24 protein-coding genes are annotated in these 23,762 nt (G+C 69.5%); 8 read left to right on the top strand and 16 right to left on the bottom strand.

Features of this window, described 5'->3' with window-relative positions; genetic code table 11:
• Positions 1-371: 371 nt before the first annotated feature.
• From OHB24_RS30315 to dut, 5 genes are all read right to left on the bottom strand, one after another.
• A complete protein-coding gene (locus OHB24_RS30315) occupies positions 372-2,243 on the bottom strand; it encodes a hypothetical protein (RefSeq protein ID WP_327634272.1) in 1,872 nt (623 codons plus the stop codon).
• 667 nt (positions 2,244-2,910) lie between these two features.
• Complete coding sequence (locus tag OHB24_RS30310; protein WP_327634271.1) at positions 2,911-3,636, bottom strand: DUF3159 domain-containing protein; 726 nt, start codon at positions 3,634-3,636, stop codon at positions 2,911-2,913.
• On the bottom strand, positions 3,629-4,018 hold the full coding sequence (locus OHB24_RS30305) for an OB-fold nucleic acid binding domain-containing protein (protein ID WP_327634270.1): 390 nt from the start codon (positions 4,016-4,018) through the stop codon (positions 3,629-3,631). Before OHB24_RS30305 ends, OHB24_RS30310 begins: the two co-directional genes overlap by 8 nt.
• A gap of 19 nt (positions 4,019-4,037) precedes the next feature.
• The gene (locus tag OHB24_RS30300) at positions 4,038-4,682 is read right to left on the bottom strand and encodes a DUF3710 domain-containing protein (protein ID WP_327634269.1); all 645 of its coding nucleotides are present in this window, start codon (positions 4,680-4,682) and stop codon (positions 4,038-4,040) included.
• An 87-nt stretch (positions 4,683-4,769) separates the two neighbouring features.
• A complete protein-coding gene (dut, locus tag OHB24_RS30295) occupies positions 4,770-5,222 on the bottom strand; it encodes a dUTP diphosphatase (RefSeq protein ID WP_327634268.1) in 453 nt (150 codons plus the stop codon).
• A gap of 52 nt (positions 5,223-5,274) precedes the next feature.
• On the opposite strand from dut, the gene OHB24_RS30290 reads away from it, so the two are divergent.
• Together OHB24_RS30290 and OHB24_RS30285 are read left to right on the top strand one after the other, a co-directional pair.
• Positions 5,275-5,730 carry a DUF3093 domain-containing protein gene (locus tag OHB24_RS30290; RefSeq protein WP_327634267.1) on the top strand — a complete coding sequence of 152 codons (456 nt, stop codon included), beginning with the start codon at positions 5,275-5,277 and terminating at the stop codon, positions 5,728-5,730.
• A 28-nt stretch (positions 5,731-5,758) separates the two neighbouring features.
• Positions 5,759-6,076, top strand: coding sequence for a DUF4235 domain-containing protein (locus OHB24_RS30285; RefSeq protein ID WP_327634266.1), 318 nt, complete (start codon positions 5,759-5,761; stop codon positions 6,074-6,076).
• A gap of 124 nt (positions 6,077-6,200) precedes the next feature.
• On the opposite strand, the gene OHB24_RS30280 is transcribed toward OHB24_RS30285, so the two are convergent.
• The 3 genes from OHB24_RS30280 to OHB24_RS30270 form a co-directional block, all read right to left on the bottom strand.
• The gene (locus OHB24_RS30280; protein ID WP_327634265.1) at positions 6,201-6,500 is read right to left on the bottom strand and encodes a DUF4193 domain-containing protein; all 300 of its coding nucleotides are present in this window, start codon (positions 6,498-6,500) and stop codon (positions 6,201-6,203) included.
• A gap of 294 nt (positions 6,501-6,794) precedes the next feature.
• The gene (locus OHB24_RS30275; protein ID WP_327634264.1) at positions 6,795-7,589 is read right to left on the bottom strand and encodes an inositol monophosphatase family protein; all 795 of its coding nucleotides are present in this window, start codon (positions 7,587-7,589) and stop codon (positions 6,795-6,797) included.
• Positions 7,586-8,656, bottom strand: coding sequence for a ferrochelatase (locus OHB24_RS30270; protein WP_327634263.1), 1,071 nt, complete (start codon positions 8,654-8,656; stop codon positions 7,586-7,588). Before OHB24_RS30270 ends, OHB24_RS30275 begins: the two co-directional genes overlap by 4 nt.
• 72 nt (positions 8,657-8,728) lie before the next feature.
• On the opposite strand from OHB24_RS30270, the gene OHB24_RS30265 reads away from it, so the two are divergent.
• Together OHB24_RS30265 and OHB24_RS30260 are read left to right on the top strand one after the other, a co-directional pair.
• Positions 8,729-9,904, top strand: a complete 1,176-nt coding sequence (locus tag OHB24_RS30265) for an MFS transporter (RefSeq protein WP_327634262.1) — start codon at positions 8,729-8,731, stop codon at positions 9,902-9,904.
• A gap of 40 nt (positions 9,905-9,944) precedes the next feature.
• Positions 9,945-10,655 (top strand): MerR family transcriptional regulator, encoded by a 711-nt coding sequence (locus OHB24_RS30260; protein WP_327634261.1) that lies wholly within the window; start codon positions 9,945-9,947, stop codon positions 10,653-10,655.
• Here the strand turns inward: OHB24_RS30260 and OHB24_RS30255 are convergent.
• On the bottom strand, positions 10,638-11,243 hold the full coding sequence (locus OHB24_RS30255; RefSeq protein ID WP_327634260.1) for a trimeric intracellular cation channel family protein: 606 nt from the start codon (positions 11,241-11,243) through the stop codon (positions 10,638-10,640). The genes OHB24_RS30260 and OHB24_RS30255 overlap by 18 nt on opposite strands.
• Positions 11,244-11,298: 55 nt before the next feature.
• Here OHB24_RS30255 and OHB24_RS30250 point away from each other — a divergent pair, with 55 nt between their 5' ends.
• Together OHB24_RS30250 and fdhD are read left to right on the top strand one after the other, a co-directional pair.
• The gene (locus OHB24_RS30250; RefSeq protein WP_327634259.1) at positions 11,299-12,279 is read left to right on the top strand and encodes a phosphotransferase family protein; all 981 of its coding nucleotides are present in this window, start codon (positions 11,299-11,301) and stop codon (positions 12,277-12,279) included.
• The gene (fdhD, locus tag OHB24_RS30245) at positions 12,276-13,109 is read left to right on the top strand and encodes a formate dehydrogenase accessory sulfurtransferase FdhD (RefSeq protein ID WP_327634258.1); all 834 of its coding nucleotides are present in this window, start codon (positions 12,276-12,278) and stop codon (positions 13,107-13,109) included. The genes OHB24_RS30250 and fdhD overlap by 4 nt, the downstream gene beginning before the upstream one ends.
• Here the strand turns inward: fdhD and OHB24_RS30240 are convergent.
• Positions 13,093-15,852: an AAA family ATPase gene (locus tag OHB24_RS30240; protein WP_327634257.1), complete on the bottom strand. Its 2,760-nt coding sequence runs from the start codon at positions 15,850-15,852 to the stop codon at positions 13,093-13,095. The genes fdhD and OHB24_RS30240 overlap by 17 nt on opposite strands.
• The gene (locus tag OHB24_RS30235; protein WP_327634256.1) at positions 15,849-16,976 is read right to left on the bottom strand and encodes a metallophosphoesterase family protein; all 1,128 of its coding nucleotides are present in this window, start codon (positions 16,974-16,976) and stop codon (positions 15,849-15,851) included. Before OHB24_RS30235 ends, OHB24_RS30240 begins: the two co-directional genes overlap by 4 nt.
• A gap of 160 nt (positions 16,977-17,136) precedes the next feature.
• On the opposite strand from OHB24_RS30235, the gene OHB24_RS30230 reads away from it, so the two are divergent.
• Together OHB24_RS30230 and OHB24_RS30225 are read left to right on the top strand one after the other, a co-directional pair.
• Positions 17,137-17,682, top strand: a complete 546-nt coding sequence (locus OHB24_RS30230) for a GNAT family N-acetyltransferase (RefSeq protein ID WP_327634255.1) — start codon at positions 17,137-17,139, stop codon at positions 17,680-17,682.
• Positions 17,675-18,169 carry a phosphatase domain-containing protein gene (locus OHB24_RS30225; RefSeq protein ID WP_327634254.1) on the top strand — a complete coding sequence of 165 codons (495 nt, stop codon included), beginning with the start codon at positions 17,675-17,677 and terminating at the stop codon, positions 18,167-18,169. Before OHB24_RS30230 ends, OHB24_RS30225 begins: the two co-directional genes overlap by 8 nt.
• An 8-nt stretch (positions 18,170-18,177) precedes the next feature.
• Here the strand turns inward: OHB24_RS30225 and OHB24_RS30220 are convergent, their stop codons facing one another.
• The 5 genes from OHB24_RS30220 to OHB24_RS30200 are packed head-to-tail and all read right to left on the bottom strand — an operon-like array spanning position 18,178 to position 23,749.
• Positions 18,178-19,851 carry an ABC transporter substrate-binding protein gene (locus OHB24_RS30220; protein ID WP_327634253.1) on the bottom strand — a complete coding sequence of 558 codons (1,674 nt, stop codon included), beginning with the start codon at positions 19,849-19,851 and terminating at the stop codon, positions 18,178-18,180.
• Positions 19,848-20,834, bottom strand: coding sequence for an ABC transporter ATP-binding protein (locus OHB24_RS30215; protein ID WP_327634252.1), 987 nt, complete (start codon positions 20,832-20,834; stop codon positions 19,848-19,850). The genes OHB24_RS30220 and OHB24_RS30215 overlap by 4 nt, the downstream gene beginning before the upstream one ends.
• Positions 20,831-21,829, bottom strand: a complete 999-nt coding sequence (locus tag OHB24_RS30210; protein ID WP_327634251.1) for an ABC transporter ATP-binding protein — start codon at positions 21,827-21,829, stop codon at positions 20,831-20,833. Before OHB24_RS30210 ends, OHB24_RS30215 begins: the two co-directional genes overlap by 4 nt.
• A complete protein-coding gene (locus OHB24_RS30205; RefSeq protein ID WP_327634250.1) occupies positions 21,822-22,820 on the bottom strand; it encodes an ABC transporter permease in 999 nt (332 codons plus the stop codon). The genes OHB24_RS30210 and OHB24_RS30205 overlap by 8 nt, the downstream gene beginning before the upstream one ends.
• Positions 22,820-23,749, bottom strand: coding sequence for an ABC transporter permease (locus OHB24_RS30200; protein ID WP_131462089.1), 930 nt, complete (start codon positions 23,747-23,749; stop codon positions 22,820-22,822). The genes OHB24_RS30205 and OHB24_RS30200 overlap by 1 nt, the downstream gene beginning before the upstream one ends.
• Positions 23,750-23,762 lie beyond the last annotated feature (13 nt).

Genomic DNA, 23,762 nt, shown 5'->3' with positions numbered 1-23,762 from the left:
CGCTCACGGCACAGCCCAACGAGCCATCGCGCCACCACCCCGGGGACCCCTCACCTCCGAAACCATCCAGTCCGGGACCGCCCAGCAACCACCCACCCCAGGACCACCAGTCCGAGACCTCCCACCCAGGACGACCCACCCCAGGACCACCTGCCCGGGACCACCCAGTCCGAGACCACCAGCCCCAGGACCACCCACCCCAGGACTACCCACCCCGAGACCACCCACCCGAGACCACCCAGTCCGAGACCGCTCAACCCGGGACCACCCAGTCCGGGACGACCCACCCCCGGAACCGCCTACCCCGGAACCACTCACCCCGAGCGGCCTGCCCCCAGCGGCCTCGCGCCAGCGGCCTAGTACTAGACCACCTACTGGGTCGCTGCCTCGGCTTTGTCGAGCACTGGCCAGGTCCCGGTGTGGTCGACGACGAAGCGGAACCCGTGGGGGCTGATCCAGTCGACTGCTCCGGTGGGCAGGCGTCGGCTTCGCCAGCCGCCGAAGGTTTTGGCGCGGTGGTGGAGTCTGCCTAGCGGTATGAGGTTGTCGGTGGTGGTTTGTCCCGGTGGACCGGCGCGCTCGTACGGCGTGATGTGGTCTTGATCCATCCGCACGGTGGCCTCGGCCCCGCTGAACGGGAACATGTCGACCGGGTGCTGGAGTCTCACTCGTTCACGGATCCGGTCCGGGATCTCGTAGCTGTGAACATTGACCTGATCCTGAAGATCGATCACCGGCTTCACATTGATCTGGTCATGACCGAGAAGCTCGCCCAGTTGGCCGGCGAGCAGCGGCCCGAGCTCTTCAACCCGCAGCACACCGTTGCCGGTAGCAAGCGTCCGGTCGGTCAGGTGCACGTACAGCGTGTGCCGCACCCGCCGCCCACTCCCCGCGCCGAGCCCGTTGCGGTGGGCCTCTTGCTTGATCGCCGCAAGCCGACCCGGCAACGTGCCCGCCAGCGCCACCCGCGTAAACCCGTCCCCAACATCCCCACCACCGGCCCCACGCCCATCCACGCCATGAGCCCCACCCTCACCCGCACCGCCACCCGCGCAGTCGGCCTCGCAGTCGGCCTCGCAGTCGGCCTCGGACAGGATGGCGATGTCGGCTACCGCGCTGTCCTGCTCGTCCAACTCGCCCAGCGCGATCTGCGCGGCCAGTTGGTCCAGGGTCTGCTCGGGCTGCACGGGCTGCACGGGCTGCTGGTCATGCTCGTCCAGGGCGGCCTGCTCGTCCAGTTGGTCCAGGGTCTGCGCGGACTGCTCGGGCTGCTCGGTCTGGACGGCCCAGCCGTCCGGGGCGGTCCATGGCCTCGCGGGGTCGGTGTCATCGTGTGCGCGCTCGGCGGCCTCGCGGTCCGGGTCCTGATCGGGTTCGTCGCGGTTCGGCGCAGCCGGGCTGCGGTCGGTGGCATCGCCTGGGGCGCTGTGACTCGGCTGGGGATGGGGCGGCTGGGTGCGGGCAGCGGCGGGCTGGGTGCGGGCCAGGTAGCGGGCGACCTCGAGGAGTTGGTGGGCTGCTGCCGGGTCGGAGATCCAGCCGATTGCCTTTGCGCGGCGTTGGTCCAGGTCGTCGGTGTCGCCGAGGATCTTCAGCGCGCGGGCCAGGTCGTCGATGGTGGCGTCGAAGCGGATCACGTCACCGGCTGCGGCGCGGACCCAGATCTGTTTTGTGCCGTGGTCGTCGGACGGGGCCACGAACACGCCTCGGGTGCGGGCGGCGGCTTCTGCTTGGGCTTTGGCGGCTTCGGGGTCGGCTTCCCAGACCGCGGCCTTGACGATCTTGGCCAGGGCACCGGGCGTGACGGTGTTGACGATCCCGGCGACCCGCCGGTCGACGATCACGGCCGCTTCCTGCGACAGCGCCAAGCAGGCATGGGCGACTTTGCGGGCCCTCCAGGCGACAGCGTTTCCGTCCAGTACTGCGGCCCAGGTCCTGGGCAGCCGGTGGCGTAGTGCGAGGGCCTCGCCGATCAGCGCGGCGGCCGCGCCGCTCGACATGCGCATCACCGCGCCGAACTCGATCGGCGCGAACTCCGCGACGCCGGGGCAGCCGTCACCGCCGTAGACGTGGATCTTCTCGTAGCCCGGGCGTGGCTCGCCCAGCACCACCGCGTGGCGGTCGGCGTAGGCCAGTGCTGCCTCCAGCACGCGCACGGCGGCCCGGTTCTCGATCCGGCCGTACTGCGACGCCGCGGCCAGCAGGTCCGCGGTGTCGAGCTGGTCCAGATCTTCCTCGAACATGTGTTCTATTCTAGATCACGATCGTGTCTCGTTCAAATCGGATCAAGCCCAGAAGCCTTATCCACAAGGGAAATCCGAGCTGTCGATCGGTGACTCGTAGCGGGCAGCCATCGTGGCGGCTCGGCTATGCGGTGGTCCGGGGTACCTCAGTCCACAGTCCCTGGGTGCGCCGCCGGCAGGTTCGATCCAGACCAGCCCGGCCGCCTCAACTCCCCCGTTTCGGCCGTGGTGGGAGGCACCCGATAGACAGCCGTCGCGAAGCCCCGTCCCTCCGAGGTGCGGGACACTCACTCCGCCGCGGGCGGCACAGTCATTCCGCCTCCTGCAGTCCGGGCGCTCAACAACCGCACGCCGCCGGAGGCGGCCGACAAGACAGCCTCCGCGAAGCGGTGTCCGATCTACGCGACCCGTTACTTCTTGTTGCCGCGAATGGCGTCGCTCCCGCGGGCGGCACAGTCATTCCGCCTGCCGCAGTCCGGGCGCTCAACAACCGCACGCCGCCGGAGGCGGCCCACAGGACAGCCAGCGTGAAGCGGGGTCCGATTACGCGGCCCGGTTATTTCTTGATGCCGCGCAGGTGCCGCTCCTGGGAGTGGCTCGGCGTGTTGCGGTCCGAGCGGTCCACAGGCGCTCGCCGCCGGAAGCGGTGGGCGGGTTGTGTGGGTGGTTACTTCTTGTTGCCGCGGAGGAGGTGGGTGATGCTGTCTCGGGCTTCGTCCCATTTTTCTGTTGGCATCGAGCCGCGGAGTACGGCGTACGCGAGCCAGATCGCCAGCGCGTAGAACGGCAGACCTAGGCCGATCTTGGCGATGCCGAGGGCGTTCAGGCTGCCGGTGAAGTACAGCGGGACCTGGACGATCAGACGGATCGCGAACAGGCCTACGAACACCAGCGTCGCGCGGGAGAAGCCCTTCAGCAGCACGGGATCGCGGCGCCAGGCGGTGCCGGTCTGGGTGATCACGCCGTACAGGACGCCGAACAGTGGCCAGCGGATCAGGACGGTGATCAGGTACAGCAGGCCGTAGCCGAGGTTGGTGAGCAGGCCGGGGACATAGAAGTCCTTGGCGTTGCCGGTGCGGTTCGCGACCCAGGCTGAGATCAGTACGCCGATGAAGCCGCCGATGACGTTTCGCAACGGCTGCCGGCGAATGAGACGTACGGCGGCGAGCACCGCAGCGATTCCGACCGCGATGATCAGGGACAGCTGCAGCTTGTGGTCGGTGACGGCGTACGCGACCAGGAACGCGATCCACGGCAGCCCGATGTCGAGGAGGGCACCCCACCCGCCGAGCGCGTGGAAGAAGTCCTTGTCCGTCGACTTGGCCGGCCTCGAGGGCTCGTCGACCGGCCGCTCGTCGTCGACCTGGTCCGGGCGGGACGTCGGGTCAGCCATGGGCTGCCTGGGGCCGCAGTTCGTAGCGCGGGTTGAACATCACCCGGTCGCCGTCGACGACGCCGATCCGCCCGGAGGCGATCATCTCCGAACCGGCGTGGATGCCGCCGATCTTGCGGCGGCCGAGCCAGACCAGCTTGACCGTGCCGGTGCCGTCGTACAACTCACCCTCCAGTGCCGGTACGCCGCCGCGCGGGCTGAACGTGATGGTGCGCAGCGTGCCGTAGAGCGTCACGAGCTCCCGGTCGTGGCAGCCGGTGATGGACCGCGCGCCACAGTCCTGCGCGAAGTCCTTGAGGACCTCTGCGTCTTCCTCGTCGCGGTCTCCGGCCAGGCCGCGGAAGGCACGCTTCCACAGCCCCGCGGGTTTGTTGCTGCCCATGGCGTCGAGTGTAGTCCGCTCAGGCCTCTTCGGGCTCATTCGGCTGGGCACCCGGCGGCATCTGTAACGGCAGCGACTCACGCACCGCCATCGGCTCGTTACCGCGGACCACGACGGTGTTGCGCAAGGTCGCTTCCATCGGCTCGGCGGCGTCCGCCTCGACGGCGGCGCGACCGAGGACCGTACCGCGGAGCAGCCAGCGCGGGCCGTCCACACCGATGACGCGCGAGGTCTGGCTGAAGACCTGTCCTTCCGGGTCCTCGACCGGGACGACCAGCACCAGCTCGGTGCCAAACGGTCCGTCGGACTCGGTCGCCGTACCACCCATCCGGGCGGCCTCGCCGGCGATCTCCTGGCGGACCTCGTCCCAGATGCCGCTGGTCTTCGGGGCCGCGAACGCGCGCAGCTCCAGGGCCGAGTCGTCGAGCATCAGCAGCACCGCCTGCACCACGCCGCTCTGCTCGTCGACCTGCAGGCCCAGCTCCATCCCGGGCATGCCGGTCACGACCAGCGCACCCAGGTCGATGCGGTCCTCCGCCTCCAGGTCGTCGGCGTCGACCTCGGTCGAGTCGAACGGGCCCTCGGCGCGGACGTCCGTGCCGGTCTCGTCGAGGTTCTCGCCCGTCTCGGGCTCGTCGTTCTTGCCCTTGCGGCGGAAGATCACTGCTGTTGCCTACTTCCTTGGTCTTGGTGCCGGCGCTGACACAGCGCCGTAGTCTCGCGCATCCGGCAGGTCAACGGGTGCACCTGGTCAGCGTGTCACATCGCCGAAACCGCCGGTCGACCCGTGTCCCTGGTCGCCGCGTGCGGAGCCGGGCAGTGAGGTCACCTCGACGAACTTGGCCTTGTCGACCTGCTGGATGACCAGCTGCGCGATCCGATCCCCGCGCCGCACGGTTACCTCGGCGTGCGGGTCGAGGTTGATCAGGCAGACCTTGATCTCGCCGCGGTACCCGGCGTCGACGGTCCCTGGGGCGTTCACGATCGAGACGCCGTGCTTCGCGGCCAGCCCGGAGCGCGGGTGCACGAACGCGGCGTACCCGTTCTGCAGAGCGATCGCGATCCCGGTTCCGACCAGGCCGCGCTCGCCCGGTTTCAGGGTCAGGTCGGCGGCCGCCACGAGGTCCGCGCCGGCATCGCCGGGATGCGCGTACGACGGGAGCGGGAGGTCGGGGTCTAGTCGCTGGATAAGTACCTCGGTCACGAGAGGCGACCCTATCGAGCGGCCTGGACGGACCACATGCCAGGCTGGTCCTGTGGGAACGTATCGCGAGAGTCTGCGGGTGCCGGTGTCGTGGTGGATCATCGCCGCCGCCGCTGTCGTCACGCTGTTCGGCATCGTCGCCGTACCGGTCGGGACGATGGCCGGCGCCGTGGTCGGCGGGATCGCAGCGGTCCTGCTCCTGGCCCTGTTCCTCCGGTACGGCGGCGCTCGCGTGGAGGTCGACGACACCCGGCTGCGCGCCGCGCGGGCCGAGATCGACCGGACGTATCTGGGCACGGTCGAGGCGCTCACCGGCGACGACGCGCGGCACGCATTCGGACGTGACTGCGACCCGAAGGCGTTCCTGGTACTGCGGAGCTACATCAGCGGAGCCGTGCGGGTGCAGATCACCGATCCGGCCGACCCAGCGCCGTACTGGGTGATCGCCACGCGCCACCCCGACCGGTTGGCTGCCGCTCTGAGCGGGCACAGCGTGGGAAGATCCTGACTGTCAGCAGTCGTACGAGGAGGGTGTCGTGGTCGGAGCGAAGATCGGCTGGAAGCTGGTGCAGGCCGCCTTCACGATCGTGGTGGGCCTGGCCGCGAGCAAGGCGGTCAGCACGGCCTGGAAGCTGGGATCGGGCGGGAAGCCGCCGAAGAACGGCCAGGGCGGGTACGCCGAGGTCGCCGTGTGGGCCGCTGTCAGCGCCGGCGCCGCAGCCGCCGCGAGGCTCTTCGCGGAGCGCCGCGCGGCCGCGTACTGGCTCAAGTCCACCGGCTACGCGCCGCCCGGCTACGAGGCGGACGCCGCCGACGGCAGCCTGCTGAAGAGCATCAGCAAGAAAGACGACTGAAAGACAAGAACATAGAAAAACCGCCTCGCTACGCTCGGCGGGTTGGGGTGTGGTGCAACGGTGGGACCGTTCTCAGGCGTCTGAGAACGGTCCCGCTGCTTTTGCTACGAAGTAGGGCGGCAGGTCAGGCTGCGCAGTCGCGGCAGATCAGCTGCCCCTTCTTCGTTTCGGCGAGCTGGCTGCGGTGGTGAACCAGGAAGCAGCTCGAACAGGTGAACTCGTCGGCCTGGCGCGGGAGGACCCGGACCGCCAACTCTTCGTGACTCAGGTCCGCGCCGGGCAGCTCGAAGCTCTCTGCCGCCTCGGCCTCGTCCTCGTCGACCTTGCCGGAGTTCTTGTCGTGACGGCGAGTCTTGAGCTCCTCGATCGACTCTTCGGAGGATTCTTCGTCCGTCTTGCGCGGGGCGTCGTAATCAGTCGCCATGGTGTTCCCTGCCCTCTTCGTACCCGTGGTGTTGCCTGCTGAGCCCTGAACGGGTGAAGCGGCCGAGAAATTCCGCAGCGGAGCACCCGCGCCGAATCTTCGTCCCCCGAAACCCTTGACAGTCAGGCCGGGATCGGCAATCACCGTTCCCGAGGACGGGATTGTGCCCTATAAAGGCCCGCAATGCACGACTGGGTCCATGCTGTGACCCGCGTGTCGCCACAAATGTCAGGACCGAACAACAGATTGCTCATTAGTGCGCAGTACTGCGCAGAAACGAGCACTCACCCGCACCTAGCCGCGCAACGGGTCCGCCGCGGCCAGGAGCGCGTGGAACGGCTCGAACAGCGCCGGAGTGGCCGCGATCGACATCTCCGGCGACACCGGAGCGCCGTTCAGCCCGCCGACCCGGGCTCCGGCCTCGGCAGCGATCAGCGCACCCGCGCCGTAGTCCCACGGGTTCAGCCCGCGTTCGTAGACCGCGTCCAGCCTGCCGCAGGCCACGTAGCACAGGTCGATCGCGCCGACCCCGATCCGGCGGATGTCGCGGACCTTGGCGATCAGGTGTTGGATCACCTCGGCCTGCACCTGGCGGCGCGCCGGGTCGTACCCGAACCCGGTCCCGACCAGCGCCTGGCTCAGCTCGGTCGCGCCCGACACCTGGATCGGCTTGCCGTCCGCGAACGCCCCGCCGCCCAGCGTCGCGGTGAACACCTCGCCCTTGGGCGCGTCCACCACCACACCGGCGACCGTCTCCCCGCCGTACTCCACCGCGATCGAGACGGCGTACGTCGGGATGTCGTAGAGGTAGTTGACCGTGCCGTCGATCGGGTCGACGACCCAGCGCACGCCGCTGGTGCCGACCACGTCGTCGCCCTCCTCGCCGAGGAACGAGTCGTCCGGCCGGGCACGCAGGACCCGGGCCCGGATCAGCTCCTCGGACTCGCGGTCGACAGCCGTGACCACGTCGGTGATGGTGCTCTTGGTCTCGGCGACCGTGATGGTGCCGCGGCGGCGTTCGACGATCAGCTGCGCCGCCTCCTCCGCGACGTCGACCGCAAGCTTGAGCAACTCTTCGGGGGAGGTCATACGGCTTCCTTAGCTTGGGTAGGTCGGCGCAGCGGTGGACAGCAGTCGTGACGGCAGTCGTCCCAGGCCGGGCCGAGTTTGCCGACGCACGGCCGGGCGGGCTGCTCCCCGCGCTCGGCCGCGGCCCGCTCGACCACCAGGTCGCGGAGCATGGTGACGAACTTCTCGTCCGTGCCCGGCGTCGCGGCGCGCGCCATCGGCAGCCGGAGCTTCTCGGCCGTCGCAGCGGCCTCGGTGTCGAGGTCGTAGATGACCTCCATGTGGTCGCTCACGAACCCGATCGGTACGACGGCCACACCAGGCGCCCCGTCGGCGGCCAGCATCTCCAGGTGGTCGTTCACGTCCGGCTCGAGCCACGGCACCTGCGGCGGCCCGGACCGCGAGCAGTAGACGAGGTCGGTACGCCGTACCTGCCCGGTGCGCCGTTCCAGCTCGGCCGTGATCTCCGCGGCGACGTCCAGGTGCCAGTCGACGTACCCATTGCCGTCCGGGCCGCTGGTCGCGTTCATCGCGGTCGGGATCGAGTGCGTCACGTAGGCGATCGCGGCGCCGTCCGGGAGCTTGCTCAGCGCGTCGGCGGTCGACTCCACGAACGACCCGACGAAGCCGGGATGGTTCGCGTAGTGCCGGAGCTTGTCGATCCGCGGCGCGTCCGGGACCTCGCGGGCGGCGTCCTCGAGGTTCTCCCGGTACTGCCGGCAGCCCGAGTACGACGGGTACGCGGACGTGACGATCACCACGGCCCGGCGTACGCCGTCGGCCGCCATCTCGCGCATCGTGTCGGTCAGGTACGGCGCCCAGTTGCGGTTGCCCCAGTAGATCGGCAGGTCCAGCCCGATCTCGTCGAACGACGCGCGCAGGGCCTTCAGCAGCGCCCGGTTCTGGTCGTTGATCGGGCTTCTGCCGCCGAACGAGTAGTAGTGCTCGCCGACCTCCTTCAACCGCTCGTCCGGGATCCCGCGGCCGCGGGTCACGTTCTGCAGGAAGGGCAGGACGTCGTCGGGCTTCTCGGGGCCACCGAAGGAGAGCAGCAGGACGGCGTCGTACGGGGGTGCAGCAGGCGACATATTCCAAGCTTCTCAGACGGGCATGACCTAAGCTGCTCCCGGTCTCTCATGCTCAAGCCTTACGTTCACCTCATGCGCCGCCGCGGAGCGGCCTCGTTCTTCGCTGCCGGGATTCTCGGGCGGATGCCGATCTCGATGATCGGCCTCGGCATCGTCATCCTGATCGCCCAGGAGAGCGGTTCGTACGGTCTCGCCGGTGCGGTCTCCGGCGTGGCCGTGATCGCCGGCGCGCTGACCGGTCCGATCCAGGGCCGGCTGGTCGACCGGTTCGGCCAGCGCGGGCTGATCCTGATCGGCTCAGTGGCCTGCACCGTCGGTCTGGCCGCACTGCTCCTCGCTGTGCGTGCTGACGCGCCCACGTGGGTCCTGTACGTGCTGTCATTCATTGCCGGTGGCACCCGTCCACAGGTCGGTTCGTTCGTCCGGGCCCGCTGGACGCACCTGCTGGGCCGTGGACGAGCACTGCAGACGGCGTTCGCGCTGGAGGCAGTCGGCGACGAGGTGGTCTTCATCGTCGGCCCGGTGCTCGTTACCACGCTGGCGACGCAGTCAAGTCCGTACGCCGCTCTGACCGCAGCCGGCGTACTAGGACTCGCCGGTGGCATCTGGCTGGCGCTGCTGCGCGCCTCCGACCCGCCAGGACGTGGCAAGTCGGACGGGACCGAGCAGGCGCCCCTCCCCTGGCTTTCGATCCTGCTGCTCAGCCTGATCGGTCTCGGCCTCGGTGCGACGCTCGGTGGCGCCGAGGTGATCACCGTGGCGTTCACCACCCAGAAGGGGCAGGCCGGGCTGGCTGGCGTCGTACTGGCGGTCTGGGCGTTCGGCAGCCTGCTGGCCGGGCTCTGGTACGGCTCAGTGCACTGGCGCGCTCCGGTCGAGCGACGGCTGCTGCTCGGCACGATCGCGCTCGCGATCACGCTGGCTCCGCTCCCCTGGGTCAACAGCATCCCGCTGCTCGGCGCCGTGCTGTTCTGCTGCGGTATGACGATCGCCCCGACGATGGTCGCGGTCACCGCCTGTGTCGAGGAGTGGGTGCCGCCGGAGCGGCTGACCGAGGCGATCACCTGGACCGTCACGGGCATCCTGCTCGGCGTCGCACCGGGCAACGCGGCCGCCGGCCACGCGGTCGACGTCTGGGGCCCGTCGGACGCGTACTGGGTCCCCTTCGGCGTCGGCATCGCCTGCGCGATCGTCGCCGCGGCCTCCATCACCTTCGCCCGCCCTAAGGAACGGTTCGCTCACAACTAGGCTTGTATCTCCTGTTACGGGAGGTGTGAGGGTGGTGGGTATGGACCACTCGATCGGTGCGGTGGCGCGGCTTGCCGGGGTGTCGGTGAAGGCCGTTCGGCACTACTCCGACCTCGGGCTGTTGACGGTACGGCGTACCGCGGCCGGCCACCGGCGGTACGACGACAATGCCGTCGTACGGCTGCGGCTGATCCGGACGTTGCGCGCCCTGGACCTCGATCTGCCGACGATCCACGCCGTACTGCGGGACGAACGTCCCCTCGCGGAGGTCGCGGCGACCCACGCCGACGCGCTGGCGATCCAGATCCGCACGCTACGCCGGCAGCACGCCCTGCTCACGGTCCTCGCCAACCATCCCGAACCGGAGGACATCCACCTCATGACCGAACAGTCCGAGCAGGACCGCCGCGCTCTCATCGAAGACTTCCTCGATACGACGCTCGCCGGCACCGCCCCCGCCGTCCGCCAGAATCTGACGCCGGTCCTGTCCGAGGACGCCGATCCGCAGCAGGTCGAGGCCTGGCTGGAGCTGACCGCGCTGGTTACCGCGCCCGACTTCCGGGATTCGGTACGTCGTCTTATGGCCGGCTACCTCGCCCTGGCCGGAGACGACCCGCTCCGGGCGGACCCGGAGTACCGCAGCCGCCTGATCGAGCTCCGGCGTACCGAGGCCGGACCGCACTGGCACCGCTACGTGGAATTGGTTGCCGTGGTCAACGGGTGGGCGCCGCCGTCACGGATTGCGGGGTAAGGGCGCGTTCCAGCCGCGGCGGATCGCGAGCAGCCGGATCGCGAAGCACACCACTGCGGCGGCGATCGGGACCCAGAGGGCGTGGTACTCCAGCGCGGACGCGACAACCACGATGCCGGCACCTAGCAACGCCGGGGTGGCGTAGATCTCGGAGCGGAGTACGACCGGGACGCGGCCGCTGAGCACGTCCCGCAGTACTCCCCCGCCGATCGCCGAGAGGGTGCCGAGGAGCGCGGCCGAGATCGGCGACAGCCCGAACTCGATCGCCTTCAGCGCACCGGTCACGCAGAACAGGGCGAGGCCGGCCGCGTCGAAGATGTTCACCAGGCGCTCGACGCGGCCGATCCCCGGATGCAGGAAGAACGTCAGCAGACCGGCCGCGATCGGGACCACCAGGTAGCGCCAGTCCTCGAGCGCGGCGGGCGGGGTCTGGCCGATCAGCACGTCCCGGATGAACCCACCGCCGAGCCCGGTGACCAGCGCCAGCACCTGGATGCCGAAGACGTCCAGCTTCTTCCGTACGCCGACCAGGGCGCCGGTGATCCCGAACACGAAGATCCCGACCAGATCGAGCACCTGCAGCACCATGCCCGAACGCTAAACCACGAGCGCTACGCGGCTGACGGTTCTATCGTTCGTGGACATGAGCCGCGCCCCGGACGTCGACTACTCCGCCACCTCGTCGCGACCCGGCTGGGACTCACTGCCGCCGGCCCTGCACGAGGCCGTCGCCGTTGCCCTCGGCACTCAGCTCACTTCGGTCTCGACACCGGTCAGCACCGGCTTCACCGGAGGCTTCGCCGCCCGTGCTCAATTGGCGGACGGCCGCCGCGTCTTCATCAAGGCAGCCGGTGAGGGGCAGCACGCGTACGAGGCCTACCAGCGGGAGGCCGAGGTGGTCCCGCAACTCCCGAAGGCAATCCGAGCCCCGGCCATCATCACCACCGCCCATGTCGACGGCTGGTTTGCGGTTGTGTCTGAGTGGGTTGACGGGCGGATGCCGGGGGCTCCGTGGACCGTCGAGGACTTTGGGTTGGTGACTGCTGCTTGTGAGCAACAGGCTGAGGTGTTGCGGCCGAGTCCGTTGGGTGGGCTCAGCAAGTTCGTGGATCTGGTCGGTGACGACGTCGTGGTGCCGGCGCAGATCCTGGCGGGCGAACTCGCGATGCCGACCGGGCTGCAGGGCTGGCTGCCGCGTGTGCTGCCGGAGCTCGCGGAGCTGGTCAAGTTGGCGCCCGACGCCCTCGCCGGCGACTCCGCCGCGCACTCCGACCTGCGCCCGGACAACATGCTGATCGACAACGACGGCACCTGCTGGACGCTCGACTGGAACTGGCTGACGCTCGGCCCGCGCTGGGTGGACTGGGTCGGTCTGCTGCCGATCGCCCAGCACCAAGGCATCGACACGTTGGCCGCCATCGCGCGCAGCCCGCTCACAGCCGACGTACCGAAGGATCACCTCGACTGTCTCGTGGCCGTGGTCGCGGCGTACATGATCAAGAACTTCGAGGCCCCGCCGCCACCCGGATGTACGCCGGCCCTGCGCGAGCACCAGCGTCTCCACGCCTGGACATTCCTCGACTGGCTCGCCGTACGGCGCAACTGGCCTACCGTGGAGGTATGACGAAGGCTCCCACGAGCAGGTTCAAGGTCGAGGTGCTCGACGGCGACCGGACGTCGCGGCGCGAGGACGTCGTCAGCACGGAGGAGCCGCTCGAGCTGCGGCTCGAATGGCCGGGCCGCCCGCCCGAGCCGCTGGTCGTCACGATGCGCACCCCCGGCTCCGACTTCGAGCTCGCCGCCGGGTTCTGCCTCGGTGAGGGCTTCGCGGTCCGTCCGGACGCGATCCGGACCGTTGCCTACTGCACCGATGTCACGCTGACCCGCGAACAGCAGTTCAACACCGTCACCGTCACGTTCGACGGTCCCCCGGACCGCGAACCACCCCAGCGGTACGGCGTGACGTCGGCCGCCTGTGGCGTCTGCGGCCAGCAGAGCCTCGACGAACTCGCCGAGCGCGAGTACGACCCGGTGGATCCGGTCGAGGCGACGGTCGACGTCGTACGCCGACTGCCCGACCTGCTCCGCGAAGCGCAGCCGATGTTCAGCCGTACCGGCGGTCTGCACGCCGCGGGCCTGTTCACCGCCGACGGCCACAAGGTCGTAGTGAAGGAGGACATCGGCCGCCACAACGCGGTCGACAAGGTCGTCGGCTGGACCGTCCTCAACCAGCACAGCCGCAAGGGCCTGGTGCTCGCCGTCAGCGGCCGCGCAGGCTACGAAATCGTCCAGAAGGCAGTCGCCGCCGGCCTCGGCATGATCGTCGCAGTAGGCGCCCCGTCAAGCCTCGCCGTCGACCTCGCCCGCCGGTTCAACATCACCCTCGCCGGCTTCAGCCGCGGCGACCGCTGCGTCGTCTACTCCGCGCCGGAGCGGATCACCCGTCCAGCTTGATGAAGGTTGCCTTGGGGACGTATTCGTAGCGGTCGGGCATGCAGGTCAGGATGATGACCTGGCCGTGGTCGCCGGCGCGGCCGAGGAGGGCGCCCATGTCGCGGAGGCGGGCCTTGTCGGACCAGCCGAGGGCGTCGTCGAAGATGACCGGCACGCTGCCTTCGCCGGTGCTGACGAGGTGGCTGATCGCGAGCCGCGTGATGATCGCCAGCTGCTCCTGAGCACCCGTCGACAACGCCTCGACCGGCAACCGGACACTGTCCAGTTCGCGCTCTGCGACTGCGAGGTCGTCGTCCAGCCAGACCCGGAACGACGACCCGTACACACTCCGGCCGAGCGCCTCGATCCGGCTCTGCAACGGCTCGGAGTACTTCGTCTGCGCCTCGGCCCGATGCCGGCTCAGCGTCTCGTGCACGCGTCGCGCCGCCTCGGCCCGCCGCAGGAGGCTGTCGTGCTCCGTGCGTACGGCGGCCAACTCCAGCTCGGCCATGTCCCGCCGAGTCGCCAGTCCGTCCCGCCCGGACTGCTCCAGGCGGCCTTCCGTCGTACGCAACGCGTCGCGCAGGTTGTCCCGCTCGCCCTGCAACCGAGTCGCCACGGCCAACGCATGCGTCAGCTCACCCGCGACCTGGTCCGCCCCGGCCTCGTCCGCCTGCTCCTGGACGGCCGTCAGCTCCTCGAGCACCGCCTCGACCTCAGCCGTCGCCTCGGTCTCGGCCACCGCGACGGCCTCGTCGTCGAGCACCGACCGCGCGGATTCCAACGCCTCGACGGCCGCGGCCAGCCGCTCACCTGCCAGCTCCGACCGAGCCCGTGCGTTCTGAGCCTCGGACCGGTCCTCATCCGCCGCCTTGCGCGCCTGCGCCGCCGCGAACTCCGCGTCCGTCAGCAACCGCTCCACATCGGCCAGCCCGCTCCGGGCCTCCTCGAGCACCCGCTGCGCACCCGAGAGATCCCCGGGCTTCGGCCCCGGCTCATCGAAGTCGTCGAACAACGTGTCGTGCGACGAGTCGAACTCGGTGAACTCCGCGAACAGCGACATCTGCCCCGGAACACTCTCCACCGCAGGCTGCTTGCCACCGCTGTCCTCGGCCAACTCGCCAACCATGAGCCGCGCGGTCAGTACGGCGATCCGCTCCCCCGGATCGCCTCCGGCCGTCAGCGACTTCTCGGTCCGCCGCGCCTCGTTCAGCTCGGCGCTCGCGGTGTCCGCCTTGCGTAACAGCTCCCGCGCCGCAGCGACATCCTTGACGCCTGCCTTCTTCAGCAGGTCCTTCTCCCGCCGTACGGCGTCGTCCACGCGCGAGCGCAGCGCCGCCGCGTCACCACCGGCCCGGACGGTGACCTCAACCTGCCCTGGCACGCCGACCACGAGCTCACCAGAGACGAGAACCTCAGTCGACTCGTCGAAGCCCAGCTCCGACGGCACGTTGCCTTCCAGGCCGGTCCCGGACAGTTCCACGGGCTCCGCGCCAAGTCGCCGTACCGACACCTCCGGTACGCCGGCCGCGAGCGCCGCGCGGGCCTCGACCACCGCCGCGCGGGCATCCTCCAACGCGGCCACCAACGCGTCGTCGACCTTGATCCGGTCCAGGATCGTCCCGGCCGCGGCGATCCGCGCCCGGACCTCGACCAGCTCGGTCTGCTGCCCGACCAGCCGGTCCAGCTCGGCGCGATCCATCAGGTCGGAGACGCGACGTTCCGCGGTCTGTACGTCGGTACGCCGAAGGTCCTTGAGCTCCACGACCTCCGCGAGCGCGGCCTCGGCCGCCTGGACGGTCTCCGCCGCGGTCTTGGCGACCAGCTCCGCGTCAGCTCGCCGCGCGGCGAGGTCGGCCTCGGTCTTGGTGAACCGCTCGACCTCGTCGAGGAGCCGCTCGCGATCGAGCCGCGTGCGAGTGTGGTTCTCCAGCCGCGCCCGTGCGGTCTCCGCGCGCGACCGGACCGAGTCGCGGCGGAGCAAGATCTCGTCGGTCGCCTGCTTGCGCTCGCGCAGTTCCTCGACGCCGGTCAGGTGCTCGGTCAGCCGGCCCACCACGTCCGTGAGGTCGAGGTTCAGACGCTCGGCGCGACGGATGTCGGACTGGACCTCCTCCATCGCCTGCAACGCCTGCGCGGCGGCCAGCTCGGCCGCCGACACTGCCTTCGCGGACCTGGCGAAGTCGCCGGTCGGCTTGCCGCGCGGCGTCCAGTACCGCAGGAACTCGTGCTCGACGGCCGTCACCAGCGGCATCGACGCACCGTCGACCGGAGTGCCCGACTCCGCGGTCACCGCGGTGATCAGCGGCTCCGCGTCGGCCGGTGTTGGCAGCACCAACGACTGGCCCTGGCTGACCATCAAGGTCTGCCACAGCACCGGGTCGACGTTCTCGTGGAACAGCCGCTCGGCCTCGTTGTGCGCCTCGCGCCCGGTCCAGGACTGCCGCCGGCCGTCGGGCTCGACGATGGTCAGTTCGGTGGAACGGTTCTTCAGCCAGCGCTTGGTATAGGTCAGGTCGCGACCGCCGAGGCTCAGCTCCGCGGTGACCTCCGGACCGACGTCCTGGCCGACCGGCTGGATGTCGCGGATCCGCGTCGACTTCGAGTCGTCGGGCAGGTCGAAGATCAGCCCGAACGCCTCGACCAGGCTGGACTTCCCGACCTCGTTGTCGCCGACCACCACGGTGGTACCGAGCGCGCGGAACCGGACAATGCGGTCCTTGACGCCACGGAAGTCCCGTAGCGCCAAGCTGTGCAGTCTCATCCCGCGTCCCGCGCCAATCGGTGCATCAGCGACAACGCCGCACCCGCGCCCTCGTCGCCGCCGGCCAGAGCTTGCCGCAGCTCCTCCATCGCGGCCCGCGCCGGACCGCTCAGCTGCAGCGACTCCAGGTCCGCCGCGTCCGGCGCCGGTCGCACCGTCCAGAACTTCACCCAGCGCTCGACACTCGCGAAGACCTCGCCCTGCGCGTCGATGATCGTGTCCAGCCGGGCCAGCAACGGCAGCGACAACGACCCGTCACCGGCCAGCCGCACGTACGTCCGCTCCTTGTCCGGCAGCTCGGCGAACCAGTCCTCGAGCGCCGTGATCGACTCCTCGTCGAACAGGTCGACGCGATGATCCACCATGTGCCACGCCCCGACGCGAACCGGCTCGACGTCGATCTCGCCGCCGCCGATCGTCACCTTGAGTACGTTGCCCGGCGCGTCCTCCTCGGGCGACGTGACCTCCTGCGTCCCGGAGAACCAGATCCGGTCGGTGACCCGCGTCGTCGAGTGCCGGTCGCCGAGGCCGACGTACTGCAGCCGGCCGTCCGCGACCGCGGCCTCCAAAGCTTTTTGATCGATCGTCGGTACGTCGGACATGCCGCCGGACAGACTCGTCAACTGGCCGTGGGCGAGCAGGATCCGCGTCGACTTCGGGTCTGCCGAAAGGTCGGCGTACCCGGGCGCGGCCGGGTCCGAGAGCGGGCGCCGCGAGCGCCACGGGGCGCCGACGAGCTCGACACCCGGCACGATCTGGAAAGGCGTCGTTTCGGTCAGCACCGTCACGTGGTCCGGCGCGTGCGCCAGCCATTGGCTCGAGGTCCACAACGACCCCGGCTCCAGCGCGTCGTGGTTGCCCGGGAGCAGCACGACCGGGACCGGGATCCGCTTGAGCGCCTCGCACGCCCGCAGGATCGTCTGCCGCTCGACCTGGTTGTGCTCGAACACGTCCCCGGTGACGACCACGAACGCCGCCCCGGTCCGCTCCGCGACCTCGCCGATCCGCGCGACAGCGTCCAGCCGCGCCTGACCCCACCGGGCCTGGCCGTCCGGCCCCAGGAACCGGCGCATCATGCCCAGCTGCCAGTCCGAGCTGTGCAGAAACGTGATCGACTCGTCCATAGCGAACAGAACGCTAACCCCCACCGCCGACAACCACCCAACCCAACACCCCCAAACCCACACACCGCCCACACTCCGGACGCACTTTGAGCCCCCACCAACCGTTTGCGGCGCCTCGAAAGGACTGGTGGGGGCTCAAGGACGATGAGAGAGTCCGGACGTGTATCTGGCGACGGAGCGGTTGCGGTTGGGGCGGTTCACCGGCGGCGATGTCGAGTTGCTGTTGGAGTTGGACTCCGATCTCGAGGTGATGCGGTTCCTGACCGGGCAGGCGACACCGCGGGACGAGGTCGAGGACGTCGTACTGCCGGAGATTCTCAAGGTGTACGCCGAGCACCCGCAGCTCGGGACGTTCAAGGCCGAGGACGCCGACGGTTTCGTCGGGTGGTTCGGGATCCAGCCCACCGCGGACCCGCGGACCGTGGGCGTCGGGTACCGGCTGCAGCGGACCGCCTGGGGCAAGGGGTACGCGACCGAAGGCACCCGGGCGTTGATCGCGCACGCGTTCGCCGAGCTCGGGATGGAGCGGGTGGAGGCGGACACGATGGCGGTCAACCACCGCTCGCGGGCCGTGATGCGCCGGTCGGGGCTGCGGTTCGAGAAGGTCTACCACGAACACTTCGACGACCCGCTCCCCGGAACCGAGTTCGGGGAGGTGCTGTACGCCGTCGACCGCGCGACCTGGGAAGCTGGTGCGCATGAGTGACGAGCGACCGTACGCCGTACTGGACATCGACGCGACCCTGTCCGACACCAGCAAGCGGCTGCACTTCATCGAGCGGAAGCCGAAGGACTGGGACTCGTTCTTCGAGCGCGCGAAGGACGACGCCGTCCTCGAGGAGGGCCTCGCGGTCGCGACGACACTCGCCGCGGACCACGAGATCGTCTACCTGACCGGCCGCCCCGAGCGCACCCGGCGGATCACCGAGCAGTGGCTGAAGGACAACGGCTTCCCCGCCGGCAAGGTCTACATGCGCGGCAACACCGACCGCCGCCCGTCGATGGTGATGAAGCTGGGCCGCCTCAGCCGCCTGGCCGAACAACGCCCGGTCGCCGTCCTCGTCGACGACGACGTGTCAGTCATCAAGGCCGCCGAGAAAGCCGGCTACACGGTGATGAGGGCCGACTGGGGACTCGACAACGAGTCCCAGCCGACCCTCTTCGAGGCTCAGGAATCCGAAGGACGCACCTGAGCCTGTGACTACTTGCTGAGCCCGACGATCAGGGTGTTCGGGTACGGCGGGTAGGAGGACAGGTAGAAGTTCTGGACCTTCGATCCGTGCAGGAACGCGTTGCGGGCGTAGAGCAGCGGGACGATCGGGGCGTCCTGCATGATCTGCTTGTCCGCCGCGGCCCAGAGGCCCGCCGCCTTGGTGCGGTCCGACTCGGCCGTGGCTGCCGCGATCGCGGTGTCCACTGCCGGGTTGGAGTAGCGGGAGATGTTGTACCCGCCGTTGCCGATCTCCGACGTCCCGAACAGCGGCTGGATGTTGCCGATCGCGCTCGGGAAGTCCGGCAGCCAGCTCGACACGGTCAGGTCGAAGTCCGGCTTGTTCCCGGTGATCAGGTCACTCAGCGGCTCACTGTCGAGCGGCTTGATGGTGACCGTGATCCCGGCCCGCTTCAGACCCTGCTGGATCGCCTGCGCGACACCGAGACCGGTCGTGCTGTCGGCGGCCAGCACCAGGTTCAGGTTGCTCGCGCCCGCCGCGGCCAGCATCTGCTTGGCCTTCGCCGGGTCGCCGGCCGGCGGCGCCTCGTACAGGTCGTACTTGGTGTACCCGTCGATCCCCGGCGTGATCAGGGTGCTCGCGATCTCACCGCCGTACTCCGGACCGCCCTCGGCGACCTGGACGGCCTGCTTGTCGACGGCGTACTCGATGGCCTTGCGGACGGCCGCGTTGGCCAGCGCCGGGCGCTTGGTGTTCATCGCCAGGTACTGCAGCGCGCCGGACGGCGAGGTCGCCACCCGGGCCTTGACGGCCGGGTTGCCGGTGATCGTCGGGATCAGCGCCGCCGGGACCGACGTACCGGTGGTTGCGGCGAACTTGTCGTCACCCGCGTCGGCGATCAAGCGCTGGTTGACGACGTCGGGCTGCAGGCCCATGTCGGTCACGATCGAGTCCGGCAGACCGGTCCGGGCCGGGTCGGTCGACTTGTCCCAGTTCGGGTTCCGCGTGAGGACCAGCTTCGAGCCCGGCGTGTAGGACTGCACCTGGTACGGGCCGCTGGCCATCGGCTTCTCGCCGTAGTGCGCCGGGTCGGTGTCGGCCTTCTTCGGCACCGGCGAGAACGCCGGCATGCTGACGATCCACGGCCAGTCGCCGTACGGCTTGTTCAGCTTGAAGACGATCGTGGTCTCGTCGGGCGTCTCGATCGAGGCCAGCTCGCCGCCCTTGTACGGGCCGGTGTACTTCTCGGCGCCGGCCAGCAGCGACTTGTGGTAGCCGAGACCGCCGGACAGCTCCGGCGCGAACGACCGCTCGACGCCGTACTTGATGTCAGCGGCAACGATCGTCGACCCGTCGGAGTACTTCAGACCCGGCTTGAGCTTGTAGGTCCAGGTCTTGCCGCCGTCGCTGACCTGCCCGGTGTCGGTGGCGAGGTCAGGGACCAGCTCGGTCGGCTTGTTCGGGTCGGTCTTCCACGACGTCAGGCCGCGCAGCACCAGGTGGATCCCGCTGATCCCCAGGTTCTGGCTCTTGGCCGGGTCGTAGCTGACTTCCTTGGCAGTGCTGAGGAAGTGGAGGGTTCCGCCCTGCTCCGCGGCCGCAGTACTGCCACCGGTCGTGCCGGACTTGTCGTTGGCGTTGCAGGCGGCCGCCGCCAGCGCCAGCACGGCCGCTACCGCGACCGCTCGGGATATGCGTTTCATTGTGTCCTCTCAAGGGATGGGGGCTCAGGGAAGTAGCAGGCGGCCCGGTGCTCGGTGGAACCTTCGACGGGTTCGAGCACTGGTCGTTTCGTCGCGCAGACGTCCTCGGCCTTGTAACAGCGGGTCCGGAACGGGCATCCGGACGGCGGGTCAATGGGGGTCGGTACGTCGCCCGTCAGCACGATGCGGTCACGGGTGACGCCCGGCTCTGGCACCGGCACGGCGGACAGCAATGCCTTCGTGTACGGGTGGGCCGGCGACTCGTACACCTTCGCCGCCGGGCCTTCTTCGACGATCGTGCCGAGGTACATCACGGCGATCCGGTCGGCGACCTGACGGACGACGGCCAGGTCGTGGGCGACCAGCACGTACGACAGGCCGAGCTCGTCGCGCAGGTCGGCGAGCAGGTTCAGCACCTGGGCCTGCACCGACACGTCCAGCGCGGACACCGGCTCGTCGCAGACCAGCAGATCGGGTTTGACCGACAGCGCCCGCGCGATCCCGATCCGCTGGCGCTGACCGCCGGAGAACTCGTGCGGGTACCGGACCAGGTGCTCCTCGGCCAGCCCGACCTGTTCGAGCAGTTCGACGAGCTGGGCCCGGGTCGGGCGGAGTCCTTGGGCGCGGAACGGCGTACTCAGAATCGTGGCCACCGACTGCCGCGGATTCAGCGAGGCCTGCGGGTCCTGGAAGACCATCTGGATCCGGCGGCGGATCGGGCGCAGCCGGCGGCCCTTGACCTTGGTGACGTCCTTGCCGCCGATCTCGACCCGGCCCTGCGTCGGGTCGAGCAGCCGGGTCGCGACCCGGGCCAGCGTGGACTTGCCGGAGCCCGACTCGCCCACGAGACCGAGGGTCTCACCCTTGCGTACGACGAGGTTGACGCCGTCGACCGCGCGAACGGCCTGCGCCTTCTGCCACGGCACGCCGCGCAACCCGAAGTACTTCTTGACGTCTTTGAGGTTCAGCAACTCCTCGCTCACAGGATCACCTCCGGACGGCGACCGAGGTGACAGGCCGCCTCGTGATCGCCTTCGCCGGGACGTGGCGTGAGCTCCGGACGCTCCGTGACGCACCGCTCCCCCACCTGGTGCGTGTACGCGCACCGCGGCTGGAACGGGCATCCGGTCGTGATCGACCCCGGCGTCGGTGGCGTGCCCGGGATCGTGGTCAGCCGCGGTTTCGGCGGTACGTCGACCCGCGGCATCGCGCCCAGCAACCCGAGGCTGTACGGGTGCGCCGCCCGGAAGAACAGGTCGCGCACGGTGCCGCGCTCGGCCGCGCGTCCGGCGTACATCACCAGGACGTCGTCCGCGACCTCCGCGACGACTCCGAGGTCGTGCGAGATCAGGACCAGCGCCGTACCGAACTCGTCCTGGACGTCGTCCAGCAGGCGCATGATCTGCGCCTGCACGGTGACGTCGAGGGCGGTCGTCGGCTCATCCGCGATCAGCACTCTCGGGTCGTTCACCAGAGCCATAGCAATCACGACCCGCTGCCGCATTCCCCCGGAGAACTCGTGCGGGTAGCTGTCGGCGCGGCGGGTCGCGTCCGGGATGCCGACCTTGTCGAGCATCTCGACCGCCCGGCGGCGCGCGACCTTCTTCGAGACGTCGTGGTGCAGCCGGTACGCCTCGGCTACCTGCCAGCCGACGGAGTAGTACGGGTTCAGCGCGGACAGGGCGTCCTGGAAGACCATCGCGATGTCGTTGCCGCGGATCTTGCGGAGCTCGTCGTTCGGCAGGCCGTTCAGCTCCCGGCCGTCGAGCAGCACCTCGCCGCTGACGTCGGCGTTCGACGGCAGCAGGCCCATCACCGCGGACGAACTGACGCTCTTCCCGGAGCCGGACTCGCCGACGATCGCGAGCGTCTGCCCGGGCGCGACCGCGAAGTCGATGCCGTCGACGGCGGGCACCGGACCGTTCTCGGTCCGGAACGTCACCTTCAGGTCGTGGACCTCCAGCACTGGATCAGCCATGGCTCACCCTCGGGTCGAGCACACCGTGCACTATGTCCACCACCAGGTTCGCGAGGATGATCAGGAACGCCGAGAACAACGTGACCCCGACGACCACGGCCACGTCGAGCTGGCCGACCGCGCTGATCAGCAGGTCGCCGAGGCCCTGCATGCTGAACACCTTCTCGGTCAGGATTGCGCCGCCCAGCAGACTGCCGAGGTCGAGGCCGAACAGCGTGATGACCGGGACCAGCACGCCGCGCAGCCCGTGGGCCAGGACCACCCGCACCTCACCGGCGCCCTTCGCCCGGGCCGTGGTGATGTAGTCGAGGTTGAGCTCCTCGAGCATCTGCGACCGGGTCAGCCGGATGTACGACGCCGCTTGCAGGATCGCGAGCACGATCCACGGCGTGACCAGGTGCCAGGCCCAGTCGACCGCGCTCTCGCTCAACGGGACGTAGCCGTTGACCGGGACCATGTTCAGCCAGAACCCGAACACCAGGATCGCGAGCAGTCCGAGCAGGAACGACGGGGTCGAGACGCCGATCAGCGCGACCCCGACGGCCAACCGGTCGAGGATGCGACCCCGGTTCAGCGCGGCGATCACACCGAGCGACACACCGATCAGCAGCCAGAGGACGGCTGCGCCGAGCGCGATCGACGCGGTGATCGGCAGCCGGTCCGTGATCAGCGTGGTGACCGGGCGAGCGAGCGGGAACGAGTACCCGAAGCACGGAGCGTTGCAGTGCACGGCCGCAGGGCCGTCGCCGAACGTGCGACCGGCGACGATGCCCTTCAGGAAGTTCAGGTACTGCTGCAGGGTGCTCTGGTCGAGCTGCATGAAGTGCCGCGCCTGCTCGAGGCGGTCCGGCGTACAGGGCTTGCCGCAGGCCAGGTGCGCCGGGTCGGCCGGGATCGCGTAGAAGATCAGGTAGACGGCGAGGCTCAGAGCGAGCATCACGAGCAGCGCGGCGAACAACCGCCGGATCAGGAACCACACGAGATCGGGCATCAGTTCGTCCTCCGCAACCGGACGTCGAACGCATCCCGTACGCCGTCACCCAGCAACGTGAAGCCGAGGACCGCGAGGAACAGCATCGCGCCCGGGAACAGCAGGAACCACGGGTCCGCGCCGGTGTAGACCCAGGCGATCGAGTCCGAGATCGACCGGCCGAGGCTGGGAGTCGGCGGCGGGACGCCGACGCCGAGGAAGGACAGCGCCGCCTCGGCGCCGATGTAGCCGGGGATCGCGAGCGTGGCGATGACCAGCACCGGACCGAGCAGGTTCGGCAGCAGTTCGCGGGTGATCACCATCCAGCCGCTCGACCCGACGCTGCGGGCCGCCTCGACGAACTCGCGGGCGACCAGCGAGCGGGCCTGATTCCGGATCAAGCGGGCCAGGCCCGCCCAGCCGAAGAAGCTGAGCACCAGGATCAGCAGCAGCCAGCGCGGGAACCCGGCCGGCACGACGATGCCCAGGGCAATCATGAAGACCAGCTGCGGGAAGCCGAAGAGGAAGTCGAGCAGCCGCGACAGCACCGCGTCGTACCAGCCGCCGAAGTACGCCGCGCTGATCCCGGCCAGGGTCCCGACGACGGTCGTGATCAGCGTGACGACGACCGCGATGAACAGCGACGTACGCAGACCGAGGACCACGATCGAGAACAGGTCCCGGCCGGTCAGAGGCTCCACCCCGAACCAATGCGTCCCGCTCGCGCCGCCGACCGCGCCGCGCGGCGCGTTGCCGCGCGCCGGATCGAGCAGGTCGATGTGGTACGTCGTCGCGTCCTGGCCGGCCAGCCGCACCAGCAACGGCGCGGCGGCGGCGATCACGATCAGCAGGGCGACCACGACCAGGCCGACCCGCGCACTGCGGTCACGCCGCAACCGGCGCATCGCTTGCCGGGTGGGCGATACGGTCCCGGCGACCGAGGAACTCACAAGCACTCCCGAC

Source organism: Kribbella sp. NBC_00482, assembly GCF_036013725.1.
Taxonomy (GTDB): Bacteria; Actinomycetota; Actinomycetes; order Propionibacteriales; family Kribbellaceae; genus Kribbella.
The sequence above is the reverse complement of the archived record's forward strand: the minus strand, read 5'-3'. Positions and strand labels throughout refer to the sequence as shown.

Excerpts from the sequence above, each read along its gene's own strand:
- fdhD (WP_327634258.1), top strand. The coding sequence starts at position 12,276 with ATGACGAAGGCTCCCACGAGCAGGTTCAAGGTCGAGGTGCTCGACGGC.
- OHB24_RS30225 (WP_327634254.1), top strand. The coding sequence starts at position 17,675 with ATGAGTGACGAGCGACCGTACGCCGTACTGGACATCGACGCGACCCTG.
- OHB24_RS30210 (WP_327634251.1), bottom strand. The coding sequence starts at position 21,829 with ATGGCTGATCCAGTGCTGGAGGTCCACGACCTGAAGGTGACGTTCCGG.
- OHB24_RS30235 (WP_327634256.1), bottom strand. The coding sequence starts at position 16,976 with ATGGACGAGTCGATCACGTTTCTGCACAGCTCGGACTGGCAGCTGGGC.
- OHB24_RS30265 (WP_327634262.1), top strand. The coding sequence starts at position 8,729 with ATGCGCCGCCGCGGAGCGGCCTCGTTCTTCGCTGCCGGGATTCTCGGG.
- OHB24_RS30275 (WP_327634264.1), bottom strand. The coding sequence starts at position 7,589 with ATGACCTCCCCCGAAGAGTTGCTCAAGCTTGCGGTCGACGTCGCGGAG.
- OHB24_RS30260 (WP_327634261.1), top strand. The coding sequence starts at position 9,945 with ATGGACCACTCGATCGGTGCGGTGGCGCGGCTTGCCGGGGTGTCGGTG.
- OHB24_RS30205 (WP_327634250.1), bottom strand. The coding sequence starts at position 22,820 with ATGCCCGATCTCGTGTGGTTCCTGATCCGGCGGTTGTTCGCCGCGCTG.
- OHB24_RS30270 (WP_327634263.1), bottom strand. The coding sequence starts at position 8,656 with ATGTCGCCTGCTGCACCCCCGTACGACGCCGTCCTGCTGCTCTCCTTC.
- OHB24_RS30305 (WP_327634270.1), bottom strand. The coding sequence starts at position 4,018 with ATGGGCAGCAACAAACCCGCGGGGCTGTGGAAGCGTGCCTTCCGCGGC.
- OHB24_RS30310 (WP_327634271.1), bottom strand. The coding sequence starts at position 3,636 with ATGGCTGACCCGACGTCCCGCCCGGACCAGGTCGACGACGAGCGGCCG.
- OHB24_RS30240 (WP_327634257.1), bottom strand. The coding sequence starts at position 15,852 with ATGAGACTGCACAGCTTGGCGCTACGGGACTTCCGTGGCGTCAAGGAC.
- OHB24_RS30280 (WP_327634265.1), bottom strand. The coding sequence starts at position 6,500 with ATGGCGACTGATTACGACGCCCCGCGCAAGACGGACGAAGAATCCTCC.
- OHB24_RS30315 (WP_327634272.1), bottom strand. The coding sequence starts at position 2,243 with ATGTTCGAGGAAGATCTGGACCAGCTCGACACCGCGGACCTGCTGGCC.
- OHB24_RS30220 (WP_327634253.1), bottom strand. The coding sequence starts at position 19,851 with ATGAAACGCATATCCCGAGCGGTCGCGGTAGCGGCCGTGCTGGCGCTG.
- OHB24_RS30255 (WP_327634260.1), bottom strand. The coding sequence starts at position 11,243 with ATGGTGCTGCAGGTGCTCGATCTGGTCGGGATCTTCGTGTTCGGGATC.
- OHB24_RS30250 (WP_327634259.1), top strand. The coding sequence starts at position 11,299 with ATGAGCCGCGCCCCGGACGTCGACTACTCCGCCACCTCGTCGCGACCC.